Below are 23,208 nucleotides of genomic sequence, written 5' to 3'. Positions count from 1 at the left end.
CCTTTGAAACCGCTTGGGACCCCCGTCAGCCTGGACTGACGGGGGTCGCTCCTTTGGGTGAGAGTTTCAGTTCGGACTTCGAACAGTCGGCTTGTCGCCGTACCGGGGAGCGCGTCAATCGCACGACGAGTAGCGACGGGTGAGGGCGTACGGGCCGACGTCCTCAGCCCCGCCCGATGTACGGCATCGCCGTCGCCATCACGGTGGCGAACTGCACATTGGCCTCCAGCGGCAGCCCGGCCATGTGCCGTACGGTGCGCGCCACATCGGCCACGTCCATGGTCGGCTCGGGCGCGATCCGGCCGTCCGCCTGCCGCACCCCGGCGCTCATCGCGGCCGTCATGTCGGTCGCCGCGTTGCCGATGTCGATCTGGCCGCAGGCGATCCGGTACGGACGGCCGTCCAGCGAGAGCGACTTGGTCAGGCCGGTGACCGCGTGCTTGGTCGCGGTGTAGGCGATCGAGTGCGGGCGCGGGACGTGCGCGGAGATCGAGCCGTTGTTGATGATCCGGCCGCCCTGCGGGTCCTGGGCCCGCATCTGCCGGAACGCGGCCCGGGCGCAGAGGAAGGCGCCGGTCAGGTTGAGGTCGACCACCGCCCGCCAGTCCTCGACCGCCAACTCCTCCACCGGGACGGCCGGGCCGAAGGTGCCGGCGTTGTTGAACAGCAGGTCCACCCGGCCGTGGCGTTCGACGGCCGTCGCGAACAGCGCGTCCACCGCCGCAGGATCGGTGACGTCGGTCGGCACCACCTCGGCCGGGGCGGCGCAGAGCGCGGCCGTCCCCCGCAGCGGCTCGGCGCGACGTCCGGCCAGTACCACCCGCCAGCCGGCCGCGGCCAGCTCGACCGAGACGGCCCGGCCGACCCCGCTCCCGGCCCCGGTGACGACGGCGACTCCGGAGGCCGGGGCCCTTCCGGCGGTGGCGGCGGTGATCTGCTCGGACATGGTGCTCTCCTCGGTGGACGGGTACCGGTGCGGTCACTCTCCGGGCGTGCTGAGGAGATCGTTCCGGATGTGCGGGCCGTCGTCACTGGTCAAAGCACCCAAAAACCGGACGGCCCGGCCGGTGGGCGGCTGTGGCCCCCGCCGTCCGGCCCCCGCCGTCCGGCGGGAGGGGTGAAGGCCTTTACCTGATCGCGAACAAACATTGGATTTCCGGTGGCCACCTCGCAACCGGCCCGCCCCGGCCCACGTCATAAGATCGCAGGAAGGTGCGCTTCCGTAAGGGACGTCGCGCCCACCACTCCGGGGACCGCACCAGCACCGCGCCCCCGGGCCTGTCCGGCCCCACCGGGGGGCCGCCGCCCGGTCAGACGGACCGGGCGCGACATCGGTCGGAGAGTCCTCACCGTGCTTAGGCAGTCGTCCCGTTCCCGTGCCGTCCTGACCGGCGCCGCCGTCCTCACCCTGGCCGCCTCGCTCGCGGCCTGCGGGGGGTCCGACGACGGGAAGGGGAAGGGCTCCTCGGCCGATGGCACCCCGGCGGCGACCGCCGGCGCGGGCAGCCCGACCGCCGGCACCGCCGCCTCGGCCGCGCCCTCCGCCGAGCAGCCCACCCCGGCCAACGGGGCGGTGCAGATGCCGACCGGCCCGGCCCCCGCCATGAACAAGGTCCGGGACACCGCGGCCGGCCCGATCATGATGACCAAGGTGGCCGGCGCCAAGTCCGGCGTCACCGGCCAGGTCTGGGTCTGGCTGCCGCCCGAGTACAACGACCCCAAGTACGCCAAGACCGGCTTCCCGGTGCTCACCCTCTACGCGGGCGGCCAGAGCAACGGCTACAACACCTGGACCGACAACCAGCTGCCGATCCAGGAGGAGGACGAGCGGCTGGTCAAGGAGGGCAAGGCCCATCCGTTCATCATGATCATGCCGGTGCAGAACTTCAACGGCGACGAGAAGAACGCGCTGGACTGCTCCGACATCCCGGGCCAGCCCAAGATGGGCACCTGGATGGCCGAGGACGTCCCGGACTGGGTCCGCGCGAGCTTCCGCACCCTGAAGGGCCGTGACAGCTGGGGCGTGATGGGCGCCTCCACCGGTGGCTTCTGCAGCGCCAAGATGGCCCTGCAGCACCCGGACGTCTACAAGGTCGCGGTGCCGATCGACGGCTACTTCATCCCGGACTCCGGGCTGTGGAAGGGCCACGACGCCGAGAAGGCGGCCAACAGCCCCAACCAGCTGATCACCCAGGGCAAGGCCGACGTGAAGATGTACGTCACCGCGGGCGGCGCCAACGGCTACGAGAAGGACGTCGTCAAGAGCTGGGTGGCCAAGGCCGTCCCGCCGGTGTCCATCGAGTACTACGAGCAGCCCGGCGGCAAGCACCTCACCTCGGACTTCAAGAAGATGATCCCGGACACCCTGCAGTGGCTCACCAAGAACCTGGCGGGCCCCGCCTCGGACTGACCGGGGGGTGGTTCGGCGGGCGGGCTCCGGCCCGTGCGCAGGCCCGTGACCTGCGCGTCAATCGGACATTGATTCGCTTTTGATCGACTGTGAGCACCTTGGCTGGGGCGGCCTCCACGGGCCGCCCCAGCCGCCCTGCCACGTCGTGAAGAGAGCCTCATGCCGATCCACCTGCTGCCCCAGCCCGCTCCCTCCGTGCCCGCGCAGGCGGAGTCCGCTGCCGACTCCCGGGGGACGGACACGTACGGGCGGACCGCGGACGAGGAGCCGTTCATCGCCCGGTTCGCCGGGCTGCGGCTGGTGCACGCCGCACTGCGCCGGGACCTCGCCCGACTGCCCAACGCGCTGCGGCTGCTCCAGCCCGAGGAGGAGCACAAGGGCGAGGCGCTGCTGCGGCACTGGACCTTCATGACCGCGATGCTGACCTGCCACCACGAGCAGCAGGACACCCGGATCTGGCCGATCGTGCGGCGCTTCGCGCCCGAGCTGCGGCTGCTGCTCAACTGGCTGGAGGCCGACCACCACAACCTCGACCACTCCTTCACCCGGGTCACCACGCTGGTCCGGATCGCCAGCCGGGACACCGGCAGCGCCTGGCCGGTGGCGTACGCGATGGAGGACCTGGCGGCCCGGCTGGAGACGCACCTGCGGATCGAGGAGCGGCAGTTGCTGCCCCGGATGGAGCGGGTGGTCACCGACAACTCCCGGCTCGGCGGCCTGGGCGAGCTGCTCGACCTGCTGCGCTCGGCGGACGGCCCGGGCACCGCGGACGCGCTGGCCTGGCTGCTGGACGGGGTGGAGCCGGCGACGGTCGAGCGGCTGCTGGCCGAGTGCGACGACGACGTGGCCCGCAACTGGCCGCACTGGCAGGCGACCTACCAGCGCTGCACGGCGCCGCTGTGGGGGCCGTCGGGTGACCTGGGCGGGGGAGCGGTCGGCGGCGGGCCGGTCGACGGCAACCTGAGCATCTTCGGTGAGGGCCTCGGCGGCCTGGGGAGCGTCGTCGACTGACGCGCGGCCCTTTTCACGGGCCGTTGATCTACGCGCGTGGCATTGGCCTCGGGCATATGACGGAACCCGGCCGGTGTGCCCAACTCCCTCGTCCCATCGGGGATCGTGCTCCCGGCGCCTACTCCGGCAGGCGGTTGAGCCACTCCAGCGGAGCGACCCGGATCGCCGTGTGCGGCGAACCGTCCCACTCCACCGGAAGGCCGACGGCCTCCAACGCGGCCACCACGGCCCGGCCGACCTCCACCGTCCGCCGCTCCGACACCTCGCCCGGCTCCTCCCCGGCCCGGAACCCGCCGTAGCGCAGCATCAGTCCGCGCCCGGCCGCGGCCGCCTCGGTGTCCTGCTGGTGGAAGAAGACGAAGCCGTACGAATCCTCATCGGCCTCGTCGCCGATCTCCGCATAGCCGCAGCCCGCGCAGCAGGTGAAGTCCATCGCGGCGACGATGCCCTGCTCCTCCAGCGCGTCGAAGGCCTCCTCCAGTCGGTCCACGTCCGTGGTCTGCGGCCACTCGGCCTGCTCGGCCAGCCGCTCGGTCCACAGCGGAGCGACGATCCGCTCCGCCTCCTCCTGGGTCAGCCCCTGGTCGTCGAGGACCTCGACCAGGGACTCGGCTATCTCGTCCGGCTCCTGGAAGCCGCACCGGATCAACTCGCGAGCCCGCTCCCGGGCTTCGAGCAGCACATCGGGGGTGAGCGCCGTCTCCTGGGTCATGTCCGCATCCTCGCACCCACCACTGACAATTCACCGGCGGAGCCCCCGCCGGTGCGCTACCGTCCGCCGGTGAACTCTCTGCTCCAACCCCCGCTGATCACCCGGCTGCTGGCCGCCGAACGCATCCTGGTCGCCGGGGCCGGCGGCGGCTTCGACGTGTACGCCGGACTGCCGATCGCCCTCGCCCTGCGCGCCGCGGGCAAGGAGGTGCACCTGGCCAACCTGTCCTTCACCCACCTCTACGGCCTGCCCGGCGAGGTCTGGGTGGAGCCCGACCTGGCCAGGATCGGCCCGCACACCCCCGCCCCCGAGGGCTACTTCCCCGAACGCACCCTGGCCCGCTGGCTGAGCCTGCACCGGATGCCCGACACCGTGTGGGCCTTCCCCTCGGTGGGCGTCCGCCTGCTGCGCGAGGCCTACCGCAGACTCGTCGCCCACCTGGGCGTGGACGCGATCCTGCTGGTGGACGGCGGCACCGACATCCTGATGCGCGGCGACGAGGCCGGCCTCGGCACCCCGGAGGAGGACATGGCGAGCCTGGCCGCGGTGGCCGGCCTGTCGGAGGTGCCCGAGCGGCTGGTCGCCTGCCTGGGCTTCGGCATCGACGCCCACCACGGCGTCAACCACGCGCTGGTGCTGGAGAACCTCGCCGCGCTGGACCGGGCCGGCGGCTACCTCGGCGCCTTCTCCATCCCGCGCGGCAGTCGGGAGGGCGCACTCTACCTGGACGCCGTCGAGCACGCCCGGGCCGCCTTCCCGCAGCACCCCAGTATCGTCAACGGCTCGGTGGCGGCCGCGCTGCGCGGCGAGTTCGGCAACGTCCAGTTCACCGAGCGGACCAAGGACGACGAGCTCTTCGTCAATCCGCTGATGACGCTCTACTTCGGCGTCACGGTCGAGGCGCTGGCCGCCGAACACCGCTACCTGGACCGGCTGGAGCACACCGTGCAGACCCGCCAGATCAGCACCGTGATCGACGAGTTCCGGGACGAACTGCCCCGGCAGCGCCCGCCCCGGCAGTTCCCGCACTGACCGGCGGCGCGAGCGGACCGGGGGGCGAGTCGACCGGGTCAGTGCGCGGCGAGCCGGAACTCCAGGTTGCCGAACCGCACCTGGTCGCCCGGCCGGACCGGCACCCCGCCCGCTATCCGCCGCCCGTTCACGTGCGTGCCGTTGGTCGAGCCGAGGTCGTAGAGCACCCAGCCGCCGTTCTCGTGCCGCAGCTGGGCGTGGTGCCGGGAGACCGAGGCGTCGTGCAGCCGCAGCCCCGAGCCGGGGATCCGTCCGATCGTCAACTGTCCGGCCCCGGAATGCGGGAGGCTCAGCCCGGGCAGTCGCTCGGTGCGCCAGGCCCGGTTCAGCCGGTCGCCGAAGCCGGACACCCGGCCGACCACCCGCAGCACGAAGCGCTCCACCGGCCCGCCGGTGGGCAGCCCGGCCACCGCCGCGTCCAACTCGGCGCGGCTGGTGGCCTGGAGGACGATCTCCATCCGGCCGAGGAAGGTGTCGTGCGACAGCCGGCCGCTGCCCGCGCCCTCGCGCAGCACCCCGAGCGCCGCTTCCCGTTCGGCGTCGGAGGGCCGGGCTTGGCCGGTGGGAAGCTCAGGCTGCGTCATGGCCCGATTGTCGGATCGACCGGCTCGGACTGTCCAGATCACGCCGTGCCCCGGCGCTCGGTTCGTACGTCACTGCACTCCAGACGCCCGTACCGGGGACGCGGTTCCAGTTCTCCGGACGGGCCGTCAGGCCTTGCGGGCGGCCGCGAGGATCTTCTCCGTGGTGTGCAGGAACCGGGAGGTGACCGACCCCCGGTAGCCCTTGCCGAACAGGTCCTTGGTGACCCACTTGCCGTTCTGGAGGCGGACCACGACGTACGCGGCCCCGGGATCGGCGCCCAGCACCTCGACGTCGCCCTTCGCCGAGCGGTGCGGGCGGGCGAGTTCGGCCGGCAGCGGCTCGGAGAGGAAGGCGACCACCAGCCGCACGTCCGGCGTCACCTCGACGCCCCGGAACGGCTCGGCGGCGAGCAGCCCGGCCACCTCCTCGACCGTCCGCAGCATGACCGGCACCGGGTAGCCGAGCGCCCGCTCCAGGTGCTCCTCGATCCGCCGGGTCAGCGCGGCGCGCTCCGCGGCCCGGTCCGGTCCGTCGGTGCTGAAGAAGACGTTGCCGCTCTGGATGTACGAGCGGACGTTCCCCAGCCCCAGTTCGGCGAAGAGCGCCCGCAGCCGCTCCATCCGCACCGTCCGGCCGCCGACGTTGATGGCCCGCAGGAAGGCGATGTACGTGGTCGTGGTGGTCACCCCGCCAGTGTGGCACCCGCCGCCGACAACGCCCGGTCCGGACCGCGGGCCGCGCCCGGCCGCTCGTACCCGGCGGTTGTCGGTGCCGGCTGCCAGACTGGCGCCATGGCTACCTGGCAGGATTTCGAGCACGAGGCCCCCGAACTCGCGGCCCTGGTACGGGCCCGGTTCGAGGCGAACAAGCACCACGTCCTGGCGACGCTGCGCAGGGACGGTTCACCCCGGGTGAGCGGGACGGAGGTCGACTTCATCGGCGCCGACGCCTGGCTCGGATCGATGTACCAGGCGGTCAAGGCGCGCGACCTCCAGCGGGACGCCCGCTTCGCGCTGCACGCCCACCCGGGCGACGAGACCATGGCCGGCGGGGACTCCAAGCTCTCCGGCCGCGTGGTGGAGGTCACCGACGAGGACGAGATCGCCGCCTTCTCGGCCGAGCTGCCCGAGCCGCCGCCCACCCCGTTCCACCTGTTCCGGCTGGACCTCCAGCAGGTGGTGCACACCGCCCTGGAGGGCGACGAGCTGCTGGTCCACAACTGGCACCCGGGCCGGCCGGTGGAGACGACCCGGCTCCACTGACCGGCCTGACGGTTCCCGGCAGCCGCGACCGGCAGCCGCGACCGGCCGCCGGGAGCGGCCAACCGCCCTACGGCAGGACGGACTTGAGGGCCTCGGGGGTCCGGGCCACGACGGCGTGCCCGTCGTCCGCGGTGATGATCGGCCGCTGGATCAGCACCGGGTGCTCGGCCATAGCGGCGATCCAGCGCGCCCGCTCGCCCGCCTCCCGGGGCCACTCCTTCATCCCCAGGTCCTTCGCGACCTGCTCGTCGGTGCGGGTGATGTCCCAGGGCTCCAGGCCCAGGCGCTCCAGCACCTGCTCCAGCTCCGCCGCCGTCGGCGGCTCCTCCAGGTAGCGCCGCACGGTGTACTCCACCCCGGCGCCGTCCAGCTCGCTGAGCGCCGTCCGGCACTTGCTGCAGCGCGGGTTGATCCAGATCTCCATGCCGGCCAGCCTATCGAGGGCCCTCCTCGGGCCGGCATCCGAACCGCCCGGACGGGAACTCCGCTGTACCCGCCGGTGGTTCACGAGCTGGGAACCATCGTCTTCGCAGGGGAGCACCGGATGGACGGCGCGACGATCATCGAGCAGCTGATGACCACGGAGGTCAGGACCGACCCGTACCCGCTGTACGCGAGGGCGCACGAGCTCGGCCCGGCGGTCCCGGCGGGGGACGGGATGTACGTGGTGAGCGGGTACGCGGCGGTCAACAAGGTGCTGCGCACCCCCGCCTTCGGTGTCGCGACCGCCGACATGATGGCCGGCCTGGCCCCCGAGTTCGCCTCGCACTCCTCACTGGCCCTGTTCGGCCGTTCGATCCTCCAGCGCAACGCGCCCGACCAGCCCCGGGTCCGCTCGCTGATCGCCTCGGTGTTCACCGCCCGCCGGGTCGCCGCGCTGCGCCCGGCCGTGGAGGCGGCGGTCGAGCGGCTGCTGGACGGGATGGCCGAGAAGGGCGCCGACGGCTCGCCGGTGGACTTCATGGACGCCTTCGCCTTCCGGCTGCCGGTCGGGGTGATCTGCGAGCTGCTCGGCGTCCCCGAGCAGGACCGCTACCGCTTCCGGGGCCTCGCCGCCGACCTGACCGTCGCCCTGGAGGTCACCCAGGACCTCGACGAGCTCTACGACGCCGACCGGGCCGCCGACGAGCTGTCCGGGTACTTCACCGAGCTGGCCGCCGAACGCCTGGCCCGTCCGCAGCACGACCTGGTCAGCGACCTGGCCCGGATCGCCGCCGAGGACGACGGGCGGCTCTCCGCCGAGGAGCTGCTGGCCAACCTGGTGCTGCTGCTGGTGGCCGGGTTCGAGACCACCACCAACCTGCTCGGCAACGGCCTCGCCCTGCTGTTCCGCCACCCCGGGGTGGCCGCCGCGCTGCGCAGCGGCGCCGTCACCCCGGCCGGCTTCACCGACGAGGTGCTGCGCTTCGACTCCCCGGTCCAGGCCACCGGCCGGGTCGCGCTGGAGGAGGGCCTGAGCGTCGAGGGCGTGCCCGTCCCGCCCGGCAGCGGGGTGACCCTGTTGATCGGCGCGGCCCACCACGACCCGACTCGCTACGACCGCCCGGAGGTGTTCGACCCGACCCGCACCGACAGCCAGCCGCTGAGCTTCGGCGGCGGCCAGCACTTCTGCCTGGGCTACCAGCTGGCCCGGCTGGAGGCCGAGGTCGCGATCCCGGCGCTGCTCGACCGCTTCCCCCGGCTCGCCCTGGGCGGGGTCCCGACCCGGCGCGACCGCCTGGTGCTGCGCGGCTTCGAGTCCCTGCCGGTGACCGTTCGCTGACCCAGGCCGGCCCGGCTGACCCTGGCTGACCCCGGCCGGCTCCGGAATCCGGGACGGCCGGTCGTGACCGGGCCCGTTCGTGGGGGACCATGGAGGGACGAACCGGCCATTCCGGGCCTTTCCTCCCGGACCGGCCGGGCCGGCCGGCCAGGAGGTCCCCGTCGTGTCAGCACCCCGCCCGCCGCAGCTCGCGGTCGCGCAGTCCCGGGTGCCGCGCTGGGTGCCCTGGCTGCCCGTCCTGCTGCTGGTCATCGACCTGGTCGCCGAGTTCGTCGTCCCGGACGCCGTCGCCGCCGGCTTCCTGCTGACCGCCCTGCCGGTGGTGGCCGCGTTCAGCTACGGTCCGGTGCTGACCGCCGGCGCCACCGGCGGCTCGCTGGCGCTGCAACTGCTGCTGGCCCTGCGCGCGGGCCACGTCAACGAGCAGCACCACGTCTGGGTCTACATGGCCACCCTGCTCTCCGGGGTGATGGGTACCGTCCTGTCCTGGCAGCGCACCCGGCAGAACCGCAACCTGCTCCAGGCCCGTACGGTCGCCGAGACCCTCCAGCGCACCGTGCTGCGGCCGGTCCCCGAGCGGGCCGGCGGCCTGCGGGTGGCCGGGCTCTACCGCCCGGCCCAGGCCGAGGTGCTGGTCGGCGGCGACCTGTACGAGGTGTGCGACACCCGCTTCGGGGTCCGGGTGCTGCTCGGCGACGTCCGCGGCAAGGGCCTCGGCGCGGTCCGTACGGTGGCCGACGTGCTCGGCGCCTTCCGGGCGGCCGCGTACGACACCCCGGGCCTGGTCGAGCTCGCCGACCAGCTGGACCGCGCGGTGCTGCGCGACGCGGCCGAGCGCGGCGACGACGAGCTCTTCGTCACCGCCGTCCTGCTGCAGTACCGGCCGGGCACCGACTGCGTGGAGATCGTCAACCGCGGCCACACCACCCCGCTGCTGCTCGCCGCCGGCACCATCGCCCCGGTGGCCTGCGCCGACGAGCTCCCGCTCGGCCTCGGCCACCTCGGGCCCGACGACGCGCCCGCCAAACCGACCACCGTCGCCCTGCCCCCGGGCCACACCGTCCTGGTCTACACCGACGGCGTCAGCGAGGCCCGCGACAGCGCCGGCGCCTTCTACCCGCTGGCCCCGCGCCTCGCCGCCCTGGGCAGCGCCGCCCCCGACCGGGTGGTCTCCTTCCTGGCCCAGGACGTCCACCAGTTCGCCGGCCTGCTCGCCGACGACCTCGCCGTGCTCGCCCTCACCCCGGAGTAGCCCCCTGCCACTCCCACAGGTTCGCGAACAGCACGGCCTGCTCCCGAGCGTCGTCCAGTGCGTGGTGGGTGTGCGGCAGGTCCGGCAGCAGCTCCGGCGGCATCGACCGCTTCCCGATCCCGGCGAACGGCACCCCCGCCCGCGCCGCGTACAGCGTCTTCAGGTCCAGGCACCCGGAGTGCCCGAACGGGCTGCCACCGGTGAACCGCATCAGGTACCAGTACAGGAACTGCCAGTCGTACACCGCCGGGTAGGCCACCATCACCGGCCGGTACCGCCGGCCCTGCGGCCCGGTCCGCACCCGCTCCACCCACCGCCCGAACTCCCGCAGCGCCGCCCCGGGCTCCGCCCCACCCGCCTCCAGCGCGGCCCGCTCCAAGCCCGACACCGCCAGCGCCTGCGGGTCGTAATCCGCGCTGATCGGCCGCAACTCCCGGTAGAACGACGCCGCCACCCCCGGCTCCGCCCGCCGGAACCCCTCCCCGTCGTGCCACCCGGCCACCACCGCCCCGAAACTCACCATCGAGTACGGCCCCGGGATCGGCCCGTCCGCCTCCACGTCCACCGACACGTACACCGTCGGCGTCACCCCACCGCTCCTGCTTCCCATGCCCCCATCCAACCCACCCCCGCAAGCGGATTCCCGCCGGCAGGCCCCGCACCCACGAGCGCGGACCGGCGCCCCTCGGCGAAAACGCCTGCGGGGGCGCGGACATGGCGTCCGCGCCCCCCCAGGGTGGGTGGTTCCTAGAGGTCGTAGTAGTGCTAGAACATGCCTCTGACCTGCGCGAATGATGGTCGCATAGAAGATCATTTCACAACCAGTGCACACGCGGCGGCTTCAACGGATGAGATGCATTGAGAAGGGCCGAGCAGTGGCGGGGGATCGCGTTGGCTGGTCGATGCAGGGCGCTACGCAGTGCTACCGAACCCGAACTGGCTCGTATGCGGCGCCCATATCGATCCACGCCCAGGTACGCCAGTCTCAGCTGCACGATCCATCAGCCTGACACGCTCATCCGACACCCATGGCCATTCATGAGAACGCGCAGATCACAGTCCTGGATAAGGTTTTCGGCAGGAGCAGGAGCAGGAGCAGGAGCAGGAGCAGGAGCAGGAGCAGGAGCAGGAGCAGGGCCATGGGACCTGAGTAGCCACTACTCACCTTCGGGCGCTGTGCGGGGTGGGCGTGCGGCCCGGGGGCGGCGGCGCGGTGGGGCGGCCGGGCAGTCACTCGAACACGTTTGAGTAGCTCGTACTCATGTGCTGGGGGCTGGCTCGTGGTCGACTTGAGGACGCTGGGCAGCACGGGCCGCACCGAGCTATGGGGGGTAGAGATGCAGTTCCGGATCCTGGGTCCTGCGGAGATCTTCGACGAGGCCAGGCAACGACGGGTCCAGCTGAACAGTCCCAAGCAGCGGATGCTGCTCGGCGCGCTCCTCGCCCGGCTGGGCACGCCGGTGCCCACCGACCTGCTGATCCGGGAGCTGTGGGGCGGCGACGCGCCGGACAAGGTCGGCAACGCCCTCCAGGCGCACGTGTCGCGCCTGCGCCAGGTGCTGATCGAGGCGGAGCCCGCGCGGGCCAACGCGCCGCGCCTGGTCGCCCGCGGCACCGGCTACCTGCTGCAGGCCCGGCCCGACGAGATCGACAGCTCGCACTTCCGGATGGAGGTGATCCGGGCGCGGCGGCTGGTGGCGAGCGACCCGCGGACCGCCTACTCGCTGCTGTGCAAGGCGCTGAAGCTGTGGCGCGGCCCGGCCCTGGACGGCGGGGCCGGCGGCCCGCTCTGCGCCGGTGCCGCGGCGCAGCTGGAGGAGGAGCGGCTGCGGGCGCTGGAGGACCGCTACGACGCCGCGCTGCGGCTGGGCCTGCAGTGGCAGGTGGTGGGCCAGCTGGAGGAGCTGGTCACCACTCACCCGGGGCGCGAGAGGTTCCACGAGCAGCTGGCGGTCGCGCTCAAGCGGTGTGGCCGGGAGGTCGAGGAGCCCGCCGGGGCCGGCCGGGAGCGGGGGCGTCCCAGCGGCGAGCGCGGCCTGGCGCCGGTCTCGCTGCTGTCCGCCAGGAGCCGTCAACTCGCGCCGGACGCCGATCGGTCGGGCCAGCGCGGGCAGCCCCGGCAGCCGGGCGACGCGCTGCCGGCGACCGGCGCGGCGGCCACTGCGGTGACCGGGGCGAGGACCGGCGCGCAGACCGGCCGGTCGGCGGCGGCGCGGTCCGGCGGCGATCACCCCGCCACCCTCGAAATTCTCCAACTGAGGCTGCAGATCGAGCAGTTGATCTGTGAGCAGGAGAGCCTGCGGGCGGCGGTCGAGCACCTTACGGCCCTGGTGGCCCAGCGCGAGCCCGGGCACCACCTGGCGGCGGTGCGCGATGACCTGCCCTACGAGCTGCCCTACCAGGGGCGGTCCGGTACCAGCTCGGCCGGTACGGGGTGAGCACCCGGCCCGAGGGCCGGCGGGCTCCGGCGCCCGCCCGGCCGACGGGTTGCCAGGTGTCCGGTCGGGCAGCTGTGCGCCGGGGATCCTCGCGCGGGCCGGGCCGCACACCCGGGTGCGGGTACGGGGGCGGATCAGCCGGCAGCCCGGTGGCCCGGGCCCTTGGTGGTGCCCGGCGGTCTCGGTCCGGGCCGCGTCTGCTCGGCCGTCGCGCCTGCCACCGGGGCCACCGCCGGGGTCGCCCGGACATTGCTGAGCAGCACCGGCTCGGCGGCCTCCGCCTGGCCCAGCGCCCGGGCCAGCTCGGCTCGGGCCGTGACCGCCAGTTTGTGGTACACGCGGTGCAGGTGGTTCTCCACCGTCCGTACCGAGAGCACCAGTTGGCCGGCGATGTCGCGGTTGGACACCCCGGTCGCGGCGAGCGCGGCGATCTCCCGCTCCCTGGTGGTCAGCTGCGCGGCCGCGTCCTCCCCCCGGGGTTCGACCGCGCACCACGGCGGCAGCGTGCCACCACAGTCGGCCAGGATCTCCCTGCAACGGCTCCGGACCTCACGGCTCTTGTGGTGCCGACCGGCCGCCCGGTAGGCGCGGCCGGCCTGCGCCGCCGTCTCGGCGGCCAGCGGGAGCGCGCCCAGCGCGCGGAGCCGGGTCGTCACCGCGGTCAGTGTGTCACCGTCGGACTCGGCGAGCGCCCGGATGTGTTCGGCCTGCAGCCGGACCAGCTCCGAACTGCTGTGCGCGGCCAGCCGGGTGGCCTGGGCGGTGAGCGGAGCGGCCTGCGCGACGCGGGCCGCCAGGTGCAGGGCGGCCACGGCGGTGGCCGTGCGGTGGGCCGCCGCCGAGTTCCTGGCCACCTCCAGCGCCTGGCTGACGGCTCCGGGACGGTCCCCGCAGTGCGCCAGGACCAGGGCGCGCTCCAGCGCGATGTCGTCGGCGGCGATCGGGTGCGCCACCGCCTCACCCTGTACCAGCCGGGCCTCGACCAGCGTGCGCAGCGCCTCGGACTGCCGACCGGACTCGGCCAGCGCGCCGGCGAGTTGGGACAGCGTCCAGGCCTGGGTGGTCAACCAGTCGTCCCGCCCCTGGAGGACGCTCGCCTCCCGCAGCAGCGCGACCGCCTTGTCCGGCCGTCCGGCGGCGCGGCACAGGCGGGCGCGGAGCACCGCGATCTGGAGCCGGCGCTGGTGGTCCTCCTCGGCGGCGTGCCGGCTCATGGCCTCCAGCGCGCCGATGCAGCCGTGCGGATCGCCCATCAGGAACGCGCAGCGGGCAAGCAGCACTTGGTGGCGCAGCCGGGCGTCGTCGTCCCAGCCGTCCACGGCCGCCGCGCACCGCGACAGCAGCTCCAACGCACCGGCCGGGTCCCCGAGTTCCATCCGCGCGAAGGCCACTGCCGGCAGCAGGACCTGGGTGACGGGGGAGTCGGCGGGCTCGTCTGGCAGCGCCGCGTCGCCGATCGCGACCGCGTCGTGCAGCCGGTCCGCCATTACCGCGATGACGGCCCGGGAGCCCTGGAGCGCCGGCGCCCGGTCGGCGCCCACGGTCGCCACCGCCCGGTCCAGCACGGCCGCCGCGTCGTCCAGCCGGCGCAGGCCGAAGGCCAGGTTGGCCGCCCTGCTGTGCACCGCGGCGAGCAGGTCGGCGACCGGCACCCGGGCGCCGGTGTCGACGCCGGCGGCGAAGAGCGTCTCGGCCTCGGCGTGGTGGCCCCGGGCTGCCAGGATCCGGCCCAGCAGCAGGGCGGTCGGCACGTCGTCGGGGGCCGCCGTGGGCTCGTCACCGGCCGACGCTACGCGCGTCAGCAGCGGGCGTGAAGCGGCGCCGAACGCCGCTGAGCCGATTCCCGAACCGATCCCCGAACCGGTCGTCGAGCCGACCGCGGAGCCGATCGGCAGCGCCGGCTCCCAAGCCGGACCGGGCCGGGGCCGCCGGTCGCGGGCCCGCCCCCCGGCGCCGGTCGGGGAGCCGTCCAGCGCCAGCCGGCACAGGCGCTCCGCGAGCGCCAGGTCCTGCCGCTGGAACGCGGTGCGCGCCAGCCGCAGCAACTGCCGCCGCCCGGGGACGAGTCCCGCGTCCAGCCGCAGGGTGATGATGCGCAACTCGTCGTCCGCGCGCTGGGCGCCGGTGCTCTCGATCCAGTCGGCCACCTGGCGGCGGAGCCGACGCGCGGTCAGATCGGACATCCGGGCGGCCACCACGACCCCGCTCAGCGGCAGCGTCAGCCGCAGCCGCACCCGGTGCCCGCCGTACTCGACCGCCACCACCCCGCGCAGGTTGAGCGATTCGGCGGCCTGGGCGAGGCCGCAGTGGTTGGTGATCTCCGCCTCCAGCGGCTGCGCGACCGCGAGCATGTTGACCAGTTCCTGCTCGTCCGGGGCGAGGCCGCGCAGGCCGAGGTGGACGACGGCGGCCAGCCGCTCGGCGGGGCGTTCGGCCAGGCCCTGCCACCGCCAGATCCCGTTGACCTGCCGGAGCGAGCCGTCCGTGAGAGCACCCTCGACCAGCTCACCCAGGATCAGCGGGTTGCCGCCGGTGGTGGCCCAGAGGCGCTCCAGGGTGGCGGTGTCGACGTGTCCGCCCAGCCGGCAGTGCAGGGCGCGGGCGACCGCGGTCCGGTCGAAGGGGCCGAGCTCGATGCGCTCCACCAGGCGGGTGACCCAGAGCTTGTCGATCCCGGCCGGCGCCGGTGCGCCGCGCTCGACGGCCGTCACCAGGGCCAGCCGACCGGAGGCGACCAGCTGGTACAGCTGGGCCGCTGACGCGTCGTCGACGAGATGGGCGTCATCGATGCCGAGCACCGCGCGGTCGACGACGGCCTCCCGGAGCCGGGACGCGGTGAACCATTCCAGGCATTCCGACAGCGATCCGAAGGCTTCGACGGAGTCCCCCCGACCCCGTCCCGCCCCGCCGACCGAGATGACGGTCCGGCCCGCGGCCGCAGCCCGTTCCAGGGCCGCCGCCAGCAGCCGGGTCTTCCCCATTCCGCGATCGCCGTCCAGGAGGACTCCGCCGCCCTGGTTAATGGCGTCCTCAATTGTCTTTAGTTCAACTTCTCTTCCGGTCAGGGGCCAGTCGTGCGCAGTATCCACCAGCATGTGCTTTGTAATCCCCCCAAAGAGATGCCACCCAGATGGAAAAGCCGCTCTCTTCATGGCAGCGCGACATGCTGGTGCCACCGCGATGTGAACCAGGCATTGCCATGGCGATGTGAACCGCATATTGCCGCCGGGATAAATCTAGCTCAGTGTCATCCCGCTGCTGCTTCATGATTGCGTGACCATACGCACCGTAAACGAATCGGAGGAAGCCTTGCTGTATCGATTCTGGCGGCGACCCCGAAGCGGTAAGGGTAGCCTGACCTCAGCGTATGATGTGGTGGTCGGGCCGAGCGGCAACTCGGGGGAGGAAAATCTGTCGCCCGGAGAGGCAGTTGCGGGGCGGTCGTGGCATGGGCGTGTCGCGCCTCACATGACCGGGTCGGTGCCGCTGTGTGTGCCGGATGACACATGGCCTCGCTGCAGTCAGTGCCGACGCCTGCACGGTCAGCGCTGAGCTGTCACGGTGCGTGATGTACAAGCTGGGGGGAAGGAAGTGTTGTGGGCATGACCGTGCACTCCTGGGGGGCGATCCTGCGGGGTGCTCGACTGGCCGCCGGTCTGACGCAGAGTGAGGTGGCCGAGCGGGCCGGGCTCAGCGTCCGCGCCCTGCGCTACATCGAGTCCGGCCGGGTGGCGCAGCCGCGCCGCGACTCGCTCGACCGGTTGGCGCGGGCCGTGGGGCTGGACCGAGGCACGGTCCGCTGGGAGGAGGGCACCGGTCGGACCGGGACGACCGCGCAGGTCGACCGGCCGTACGACATCCGGGTCCTGGGACCGTTGTCCGTCTCGTGCGACGGCTGCGCGGTGGCGTTACCGCTCAAGCAGCGCGTCCTGCTCGGGCTGCTGGCCATCCAGCCCAACCGGACGGTCAGCCACGGCGAGATCGCGGACGTGCTGTGGAGCGGTGAGGCACCGCCCTCCGGCACCGATCTGCTGCACAGCTACGTGGCGAGGCTGCGTCGGGCCGTCAAGGGGGGCGGCGGGCGCGGCCGGCACTGCCGGATCAGCACCGTGCGCGGCGGGTACCTCCTGGAGGCCCACCCCGCGATGCTCGACCTGCTGCGCTTCGAGGAGCTCAGCGGCCGGGCCGCCGCGGCGCGGGAGAGCGACCCGGCCCTCGCCCTGGAGCTGTTCGGCCGGGCGTTCCGGTACTGGCGCGGCCCGGTGCTGGAGGACCTGCCGGTGCTGCGGCAGCACCCGGCCGCGGTGGCGATCGCGCAGCAGCGGATCGAGCTGGCCGTCGAGTTCGCGGACCTGGCGCTCGGCCGGGACCGGCCCGCCTTCGTGGTCGAGCAGCTGCGGATGGCGGCCTACGAGGAGCCGCTGCACGAGGGGGTGCAGGCGCGGCTGATGCTCGCGTTGGCCGGCTCGGGCCGCCGGGCGGCGGCGCTGCGGCTCTTCAGCGACCTGCGCAGGCAGTTCCGCGAGGAGCTGGGGGTGGAGCCGAGCGAGGAGGTCTGGGAGGCGCGCCGGCGCATCCTGTGCCAGTCCGGCGCGGCCGCCGGGCAGGCCGGCACGCCGGGGTGTGACGAGGTGCCGGAGCGCGACGAGAGGCCGGGGCGCCGGGACGAGCGGCAGCACCTCCTGCCGCCGCGAGCCGGGTTCCCGGCCCGGGACGGCACCGCCGCGCCCGCCCAGCTGCCACCCCTGATCAGGCCGTTCGTCGGCCGCCGGAGCGAACTGGCCGAGCTCGACGAGCTGCTGGCGCGGCGGCGGGAGGACTGCTCGATGGCCGTCGCGGCCATCCACGGGCCGGCCGAACTGGGCAAGACGACCCTGGCCGTGCTCTGGGCCCACCGGGCGCTCGACCAGTTCCCGGACGGTCAGCTCTACGCCGACCTCCAGGGCAGTGCGGGGACCGGTCGCCCGCTGCCCCCCGGGGAGGTCCTGGGGAGCTTCCTGCGCTCCCTGGGCGTGGCCCGGGACCGGATACCCGCCGACCCGGAGGAGGCGTCCGCGCTCTTCCGCACCGTGCTGGCGGGGCGGCGGGTCCTGGTGCTGCTGGACGACGCGCAGTCCTCCGCCCAGCTGCGCCCGCTGCTCCCGGGCACCTCGGGAAACCTGGTGCTGGTGACCAGCCGGCGCCCGCTGACGGACCTGGTGGCCCGCAACGGCGCCAGGTCACTCGCTCTTGACGCCCTGTCCGGGGCGGAGGCGCGTGGTCTGCTCGAATCCTTCCTCGGCCGGGAGCGGACAGCGGCCGAGCCGGAGGCCGCGGCGGCGCTGGCCGAGGCCTGCGGACGGCGCCCGCTGGCGCTGCGGATGGCCGCCGCGCGGCTCGCCTCGATGCCTGGCGTCTCGATCGGTGCCTGGGTCCGCGGCATGGCGGAGAACCGCGGAACGACCCTGCCGGGCCGGATGCGCACGGTGACGCTGGGCAGCCCGCGCCGGGCTGACGGCGGCTGACAGGAGCGCTGACAGACGCGCTGACACGCTTGCGCCAGGCTGACGGGAGCCCGCCCCGTCAGCCGTTTCCCCTGACGATCCCGCAGGTCAGCGCGGTCGGCCCGACTTCGTGGTTACCGACTGATCAGCAGGATCGGTGTCAGCCGGCGTTTCGAGCTTTGGATTGAGTTGCCCGGCACCCGGCACCGGCCTACTGTCACGACCTGCGGACGGCTCAGCGAATTTGGCCGCGGCATTCGTGAAAACTCCGACGAGGCCCCAGTGCGCCGTTTTTCCGTGCGTCCGCGGACAGTCCAATCACAAGGTCGGGAAAGGATCGGAATGGGGAACATCACAGTCGATGAAGCCCAGCAGTGGCTGATTGAGAAGATTGCCCACCGGCTGGGGGTGGATCCGTCCACGGTTCCGCCGGAGCAGTACTTCGACGAGCTCGACCTGGACAGCACCGAGGCGCTCATCCTGGCCGGCGAAATGGAGAACTGGCTGGGTTTTGAACTGGGCACGACGACGCTGTGGTATCACCCGACCATCAAGGACCTGGCGGAGTACCTGGCCGAGGAGGTCGCGCAGCGTGCCGCCTCGGCGTAGGGCCGGAGCGCTCCGGGGAGCCGGTACCGGTCCGGACGCGCCACCGCTGGCGCTCCGGCACCGGCCCACCGCCCCCGGGGAGCACACCGTGTACGCCGTCCACCCCGGCGCGCTCCCGTCGAGCGTCTGGGGTGGCATCACGCAGGCGCTGCCCGGGGACTGCGGGGCCGTCGTCCTCGACCTGGCCGGTGTCCCGGAGTACTTCGAAGCCGCGCTGTCGGGCGGTCGCACCGAGCTGACCGTTGCCTCGCTGGTGGACCGGCTGGTCGCGGAGTACCGCGCCGACCGGGTGCAGCAGCCGGCCGTCGGCCCGGTGACCTTCGTCGGCTGGTCCTTCGGCGGTGTCCTCGCGCAGGCGATGACCGAGCGCCTGGCGCAGTCGGAGCGACCCGACCGGCTGGTGCTCCTCGACAGCATCGCCCCCACCGACGCTTACCAGCAGCCCGACGACGCGCTCGATCCGCCCCTGCTGCTGCGCTGGTTCGCGATGTACCTGGGGGCCAAGCGCGGCCGCACGGTCTCGTTCGGCCCCGGCGGAAGCGTCGGCCTCGACACCGAGACTGGGCTGGTCCGCCTGCTCGACGCCGCGATCGACTGCGGCGCGCTGGCCGAGGGCACACCGCTTCCCGGCCTGCGCAAGCTCTACGACACCTACGTCGACGGGCTGTTGCGCAACAACCGGCTCACCGCCACGCACCGCCCGGAGCCCTCGTCCGTGCCGCTGGTCCTGATCAAGGCCGCGGACAGCCTCATCCCGGAGGACGAGACGCTCGGCTGGGAGGAGCTGGCCCCGCGCGGCCTGGCCGTGCACACCGCACCGGGCGACCACTACACGATGCTCAGCCGCCCGGACGCCGCCGCAGTCATCGCCGAACTGATCCGCCGGCCCCGGTACTGACCGACCGCACGGCCCCGTTCGCCCGCCCGCCGGCCGGGCGGCGGAGCCCTGTGCTGCGGGCGCCGCGACCGGAGATCCCGTTCGTCCAGATCCCGAGAGATCCAGAGAGACTCGCCGTGAACCCTTCGCAGGAACCCGACCTCGATCGTCGGCTCGCCCGTGACCCCATCGCCATCGTCGGCCTCTCCGCGCTCTATCCCAAGTCCCGCGACCTGCGGGAATTCTGGGCAAACGTCACCTCGGCCGCGGACTGCATCGACGACGTGCCCGCGTCCCACTGGGACGTCGACGAGCACTACGACCCGGACCCGTCGGTGCCCGACAAGACGTACTCCCGGCGCGGCGGCTTCATCCCCGACGTGGCCTTCAACCCGATGGAGTTCGGCCTGCCGCCGAACACCCTGGAGGTGACCGACGTCCTCCAGCTGCTCAGCCTGGTCGTCGCCCGCGACCTGCTCAAGGACGCTGGCTCCGACCAGCCCTGGTACGACGCCTCGCGCACCGGGGTCGTCCTCGGGATCACCGGCGCCAACCAGCTGACCCAGCCGCTCACCGCGCGCCTGCAGACCCCGGTGCTCAAGGAGGTCGTGCGCAGCTGCGGCCTGAGCGAGCGGGACGCCGAGGAGATCGCCGCCAAGTTCCGCCTGGCGTACGCCCCGTGGGAGGAGAACTCGTTCCCCGGCATGCTGGGCAACGTGGTCGCCGGGCGGATCGCCAACCGCCTGGACCTGGGCGGCACCAACATGACCATCGACGCCGCCTGCGCGAGCTCGCTGGGCGCGGTCAAGACCGCCGTCAGCGAACTGCTCGAAGGCCGCGCCGACACCATGCTGGTGGGCGGTTGCGATGCCGAGAACACCATCTTCATGTACCTCTGCTTCAGCAAGACCCCGGCGCTGTCCAAGAGCGGCCGGATCCGCCCGTTCGACAAGGACGCGGACGGCACGCTGATCGGCGAGGGCATCGGCATGCTCGCGCTGCGCCGGCTCTCCGACGCCGAGCGCGACGGCAACCGGATCTACGCGGTGCTGCGGGGCCTGGGCACCTCCAGCGACGGCCGGTTCAAGTCCATCTACGCCCCGCGCAAGGAAGGCCAGATGGTCGCGCTGCGCCGCGCGTACCACGACGCCGACTGCTCGCCCGCGAGCGTGGAGCTCTTCGAGGCGCACGGCACCGGCACCGCGGTCGGCGACGCCACCGAGCTGAGCGCGCTGGCAGCCGTGGTCACCGAGGCCACCGAGGCGCGCAAGTACGCGGCCGTGGGCAGCGTGAAGTCGCAGATCGGCCACACCAAGGCGGCTGCCGGCGCGGCCGGGATGATCAAGCTGGCGCTCTCCCTGCACCACAAGCTGCTGCCGCCCACCATCAACGTCAACGAGCCCAACCCGGCGATCGACTTCGAGAACGGGCCGTTCTACGTCAACACCGAGTTGCGGCCGTGGATCCGCGACCCGGAGCTGGGCAAGCGGCGGGCCGCCATCTCCTCGTTCGGCTTCGGCGGCACCAACTTCCACTTCGTGATGGAGGAGTACGGCAACGGCGCCGACCTGAAGGTGATGTTCCCGGTCGCCCGGGTGCACCTGTGGCACGCGCCGGACACCGCCGCGCTGACGGCCGCCGTGGCGGACGGCGCGCCGTCCGCCGGTGGTCCGGTCCCGGCCGGCCACCCCCGGCTCGCCCTGGTCGCCAGGACCGAGGAGGAGCTGGCCGCGTTGCGCGAGGTGGCGCTGGGCGAGCTGCGCTCCCGGCCGGAGGCGGAGTCCTGGTCGCACCCCAAGGGCGTGTACTTCCGGCGTGCCGCGGCGCAGGCCGGCAAGGTGGCCGCACTCTTCGCCGGCCAGGGCAGCCAGTACGTGAACCCCGGCAAGACCGCCGTGCTGGCGCTACCGCCGCTGCGCGCCGCCTTCGACCGGGCCAACGAGCAGTTCGCGGGCGCCGAGACGCTCTCCCGGGTCGCCTTCCCCGCGCCGTCGTTCACCGCGGCCGGGCGCCAGGAGCAGGAGGTCGCGCTGCGGCGCACCGCCTACGCGCAGCCCGCCATCGGCGCGCTGTCGGTCGGGCAGTACCGCTACCTGAGCGAACTCGGCTTCACGGCCGAGGGGTTCCTGGGCCACAGCTTCGGCGAGCTGACCGCGCTGTGGGCAGCCGGCGCCCTCGACGACGACACCTTCTTCGCGCTGGCCCACGCCCGCGGCGCTGCGATGGCCCCGCCCGAGCAGCCCGGCTTCGATGCCGGTGCGATGGCCGCGGTCTCCGCACCCGAGCAGCGCGTGCTGGAACTGCTCGCCGACCGGCCCGGGTTGGCCGTCTGCAACCGCAACGCGCCGGACCAGATCGTGGTCGGCGGCGCCACCGAGGAGGTCGAGCGCCTGGTGGCGGCGGCCAAGGAGGCCGGTCTGCGGGCCGCCCGGCTGCCGGTCTCGGCGGCCTTCCACAGCCCGTACGTCGCCCACGCGGTGGAGGCCTTCCGCGCCCACGTGCAGGCGGCCGAGGTGCGCGAGCCGCGCGGCCCGGTGCTCGCCAACACCCGCGGCGCCGTCTACGGCGCGGACCTCGACGCCAACCGGCGGGTGCTGGCCGAGCAGTTGATCCACCCGGTGGACTTCGCCGAGCGGGTGGAGGAGCTGTACGCGGCCGGCTTCCGGGTCTTCGTCGAGTTCGGCCCGAGCGCCGTGCTCAGCCAGCTGGTCCGCCGCATCCTCGGAGACCGCGACCACACCGTGCTCGCCCTCGACGGCGGCGCCAACCGGGACGCGGAGCTGGTGCTCAAGCAGACCGTGGCCCAACTCGCGGTGCTGGGACTGCCGTTGGCTACCGCCGACCGGTACGTGGCCGAGCCGTGGCGCAGCGAGCCGGCGAAGGGCATGACCATCTCGCTGAACGGCATCAACTACGTCTCGCCGCAGCGCCGGGCGGCCTACCGGGACGCGATCGACAACGGCTACCGGGTGCCGCAGCCGGCCGCCGCCCAGGCCCCGGCTGTTCCCGCGACCGCTGCCGCCGCCCCGGCCGCCCCGGTGCCCGCTGCTGCTCCCGCGCCGGCCGCCCCGGTGCCCGCTGCTGCTCCCGCGCCGGTCGCCGTGCGGCCCGCGCCGCTCCCGGCGCCGGTTCGGGTGGCCCCCGCGCCGGCGTCTGCCCCGGTCCCCGCGGCGGCCGCCGCCGCGCCCGCTCCCGCCGCCCCTGCTCCCACCGTTCTGGAGACAGCTCACGTGGACAATGACCGCCTGGTCGATCTCATCGCCGACCATCTAGTCCTGCACGACGATTACTTGAACGGCCAGCTGCAGAGCGCCGAGCGCCTGGCCGGACTGCTGGAGCGCGCCGACGAGCAGGGCCGGCTGAGCCAGGTGCTCCCCGGGGTCACCGCCGTCAAGGAGCACGGCCTGGCGATCGGCCGGACCCACCTGCGGGCCAACGAGATCCTGCGCGACCTGGCCGGCCTGGAGCTGGGCAGCGCCCCCGCCCCGTCCCGCCCGGCGCCCCGGGCCGCGGCCGCACCGGTGGCGCCGCCGGTCGCGGAGATCGCGCAGCCGACCGCCGCGCTGCCCGCCCCCGCGGTGGTCCAGCCGCAGGCTGCCGCTCCGGCGCCGGCTCCGGTGGCTCCGGTCGCCGTTGCCGCTCCGGCGCCTGCCGCTGCTGTCGCTGCTGTTCCGGTGGTTGCTTCCGGGCTGGACCCGGTGGTGGTGGAGGGTGCGCTGCTGGAGGTGGTGGCGCAGAAGACGGGTTATCCGGCGGACATGCTGGAGCTCGACAT

At 73.5% G+C, this 23,208-nt stretch carries 18 protein-coding genes; 11 read left to right on the top strand and 7 right to left on the bottom strand.

Annotation, left to right across the window (positions count from 1 at the left end; all coding sequences use genetic code 11):
* Positions 1-163 precede the first annotated feature (163 nt).
* The gene (locus ACFQ87_RS05275; RefSeq protein ID WP_380609218.1) at positions 164-946 is read right to left on the bottom strand and encodes an SDR family oxidoreductase; all 783 of its coding nucleotides are present in this window, start codon (positions 944-946) and stop codon (positions 164-166) included.
* Positions 947-1,351: 405 nt separating this feature from the next.
* On the opposite strand from ACFQ87_RS05275, the gene ACFQ87_RS05270 reads away from it, so the two are divergent.
* Positions 1,352-2,410, top strand: a complete 1,059-nt coding sequence (locus ACFQ87_RS05270) for an alpha/beta hydrolase (protein WP_380609217.1) — start codon at positions 1,352-1,354, stop codon at positions 2,408-2,410.
* 159 nt (positions 2,411-2,569) lie between these two features.
* Complete coding sequence (locus ACFQ87_RS05265; RefSeq protein ID WP_380609216.1) at positions 2,570-3,421, top strand: hemerythrin domain-containing protein; 852 nt, start codon at positions 2,570-2,572, stop codon at positions 3,419-3,421.
* A gap of 118 nt (positions 3,422-3,539) precedes the next feature.
* On the opposite strand, the gene ACFQ87_RS05260 is transcribed toward ACFQ87_RS05265, so the two are convergent.
* Entirely contained in the window at positions 3,540-4,133 is a 594-nt protein-coding gene (locus tag ACFQ87_RS05260) for a DUF6891 domain-containing protein (protein WP_380609215.1), read from the bottom strand.
* A 69-nt stretch (positions 4,134-4,202) separates the two neighbouring features.
* On the opposite strand from ACFQ87_RS05260, the gene ACFQ87_RS05255 reads away from it, so the two are divergent.
* Positions 4,203-5,165, top strand: a complete 963-nt coding sequence (locus tag ACFQ87_RS05255; RefSeq protein ID WP_380609214.1) for a DUF1152 domain-containing protein — start codon at positions 4,203-4,205, stop codon at positions 5,163-5,165.
* 38 nt (positions 5,166-5,203) lie between these two features.
* Here ACFQ87_RS05255 and ACFQ87_RS05250 read toward each other — a convergent pair whose 3' ends face one another.
* Both ACFQ87_RS05250 and ACFQ87_RS05245 read right to left on the bottom strand, forming a co-directional pair.
* Entirely contained in the window at positions 5,204-5,749 is a 546-nt protein-coding gene (locus tag ACFQ87_RS05250) for an FHA domain-containing protein (RefSeq protein ID WP_380609213.1), read from the bottom strand.
* 126 nt (positions 5,750-5,875) lie between these two features.
* Complete coding sequence (locus ACFQ87_RS05245) at positions 5,876-6,436, bottom strand: DUF1697 domain-containing protein (protein ID WP_380609212.1); 561 nt, start codon at positions 6,434-6,436, stop codon at positions 5,876-5,878.
* A gap of 105 nt (positions 6,437-6,541) precedes the next feature.
* Between ACFQ87_RS05245 and ACFQ87_RS05240 the strand changes: the two genes are divergently transcribed.
* A complete protein-coding gene (locus tag ACFQ87_RS05240) occupies positions 6,542-7,012 on the top strand; it encodes a pyridoxamine 5'-phosphate oxidase family protein (RefSeq protein WP_380609211.1) in 471 nt (156 codons plus the stop codon).
* 67 nt (positions 7,013-7,079) lie between these two features.
* Here the strand turns inward: ACFQ87_RS05240 and ACFQ87_RS05235 are convergent, their stop codons facing one another.
* Positions 7,080-7,436 (bottom strand): arsenate reductase family protein, encoded by a 357-nt coding sequence (locus ACFQ87_RS05235; RefSeq protein ID WP_380609210.1) that lies wholly within the window; start codon positions 7,434-7,436, stop codon positions 7,080-7,082.
* Between the two features lie 120 nt (positions 7,437-7,556).
* Between ACFQ87_RS05235 and ACFQ87_RS05230 the strand changes: the two genes are divergently transcribed.
* Positions 7,557-8,774, top strand: coding sequence for a cytochrome P450 (locus ACFQ87_RS05230; RefSeq protein WP_380609209.1), 1,218 nt, complete (start codon positions 7,557-7,559; stop codon positions 8,772-8,774).
* Positions 8,775-8,937: 163 nt separating this feature from the next.
* Positions 8,938-10,026, top strand: coding sequence for a PP2C family protein-serine/threonine phosphatase (locus tag ACFQ87_RS05225; protein ID WP_380609208.1), 1,089 nt, complete (start codon positions 8,938-8,940; stop codon positions 10,024-10,026).
* Here ACFQ87_RS05225 and ACFQ87_RS05220 read toward each other — a convergent pair.
* On the bottom strand, positions 10,013-10,636 hold the full coding sequence (locus tag ACFQ87_RS05220) for an exonuclease (protein ID WP_380609207.1): 624 nt from the start codon (positions 10,634-10,636) through the stop codon (positions 10,013-10,015). The two genes, ACFQ87_RS05225 and ACFQ87_RS05220, sit on opposite strands and share 14 nt — an antisense overlap.
* A gap of 727 nt (positions 10,637-11,363) precedes the next feature.
* Here ACFQ87_RS05220 and ACFQ87_RS05215 point away from each other — a divergent pair.
* Positions 11,364-12,464, top strand: coding sequence for a BTAD domain-containing putative transcriptional regulator (locus ACFQ87_RS05215; protein ID WP_380609206.1), 1,101 nt, complete (start codon positions 11,364-11,366; stop codon positions 12,462-12,464).
* Positions 12,465-12,598: 134 nt separating this feature from the next.
* Here ACFQ87_RS05215 and ACFQ87_RS05210 read toward each other — a convergent pair whose 3' ends face one another.
* Complete coding sequence (locus ACFQ87_RS05210) at positions 12,599-15,445, bottom strand: LuxR C-terminal-related transcriptional regulator (RefSeq protein ID WP_380609205.1); 2,847 nt, start codon at positions 15,443-15,445, stop codon at positions 12,599-12,601.
* 621 nt (positions 15,446-16,066) lie between these two features.
* On the opposite strand from ACFQ87_RS05210, the gene ACFQ87_RS05205 reads away from it, so the two are divergent.
* The 4 genes from ACFQ87_RS05205 to ACFQ87_RS05190 form a co-directional block, all read left to right on the top strand.
* Entirely contained in the window at positions 16,067-17,968 is a 1,902-nt protein-coding gene (locus tag ACFQ87_RS05205; RefSeq protein ID WP_380609204.1) for a BTAD domain-containing putative transcriptional regulator, read from the top strand.
* A 321-nt stretch (positions 17,969-18,289) separates the two neighbouring features.
* Positions 18,290-18,556 (top strand): acyl carrier protein, encoded by a 267-nt coding sequence (locus ACFQ87_RS05200; RefSeq protein ID WP_380609203.1) that lies wholly within the window; start codon positions 18,290-18,292, stop codon positions 18,554-18,556.
* An 88-nt stretch (positions 18,557-18,644) separates the two neighbouring features.
* Positions 18,645-19,454, top strand: a complete 810-nt coding sequence (locus ACFQ87_RS05195; RefSeq protein ID WP_380609202.1) for an alpha/beta fold hydrolase — start codon at positions 18,645-18,647, stop codon at positions 19,452-19,454.
* A 116-nt stretch (positions 19,455-19,570) separates the two neighbouring features.
* Positions 19,571-23,208 (top strand): beta-ketoacyl synthase N-terminal-like domain-containing protein (locus ACFQ87_RS05190; protein WP_380609399.1); only part of this gene is annotated, 3,638 nt, incomplete at its 3' end.

The organism is Kitasatospora sp. NPDC056531 (assembly GCF_042794375.1).
In the GTDB taxonomy this organism is placed as follows: Bacteria; Actinomycetota; Actinomycetes; order Streptomycetales; family Streptomycetaceae; genus Kitasatospora.
The sequence above is the reverse complement of the archived record's forward strand: the minus strand, read 5'-3'. Positions and strand labels throughout refer to the sequence as shown.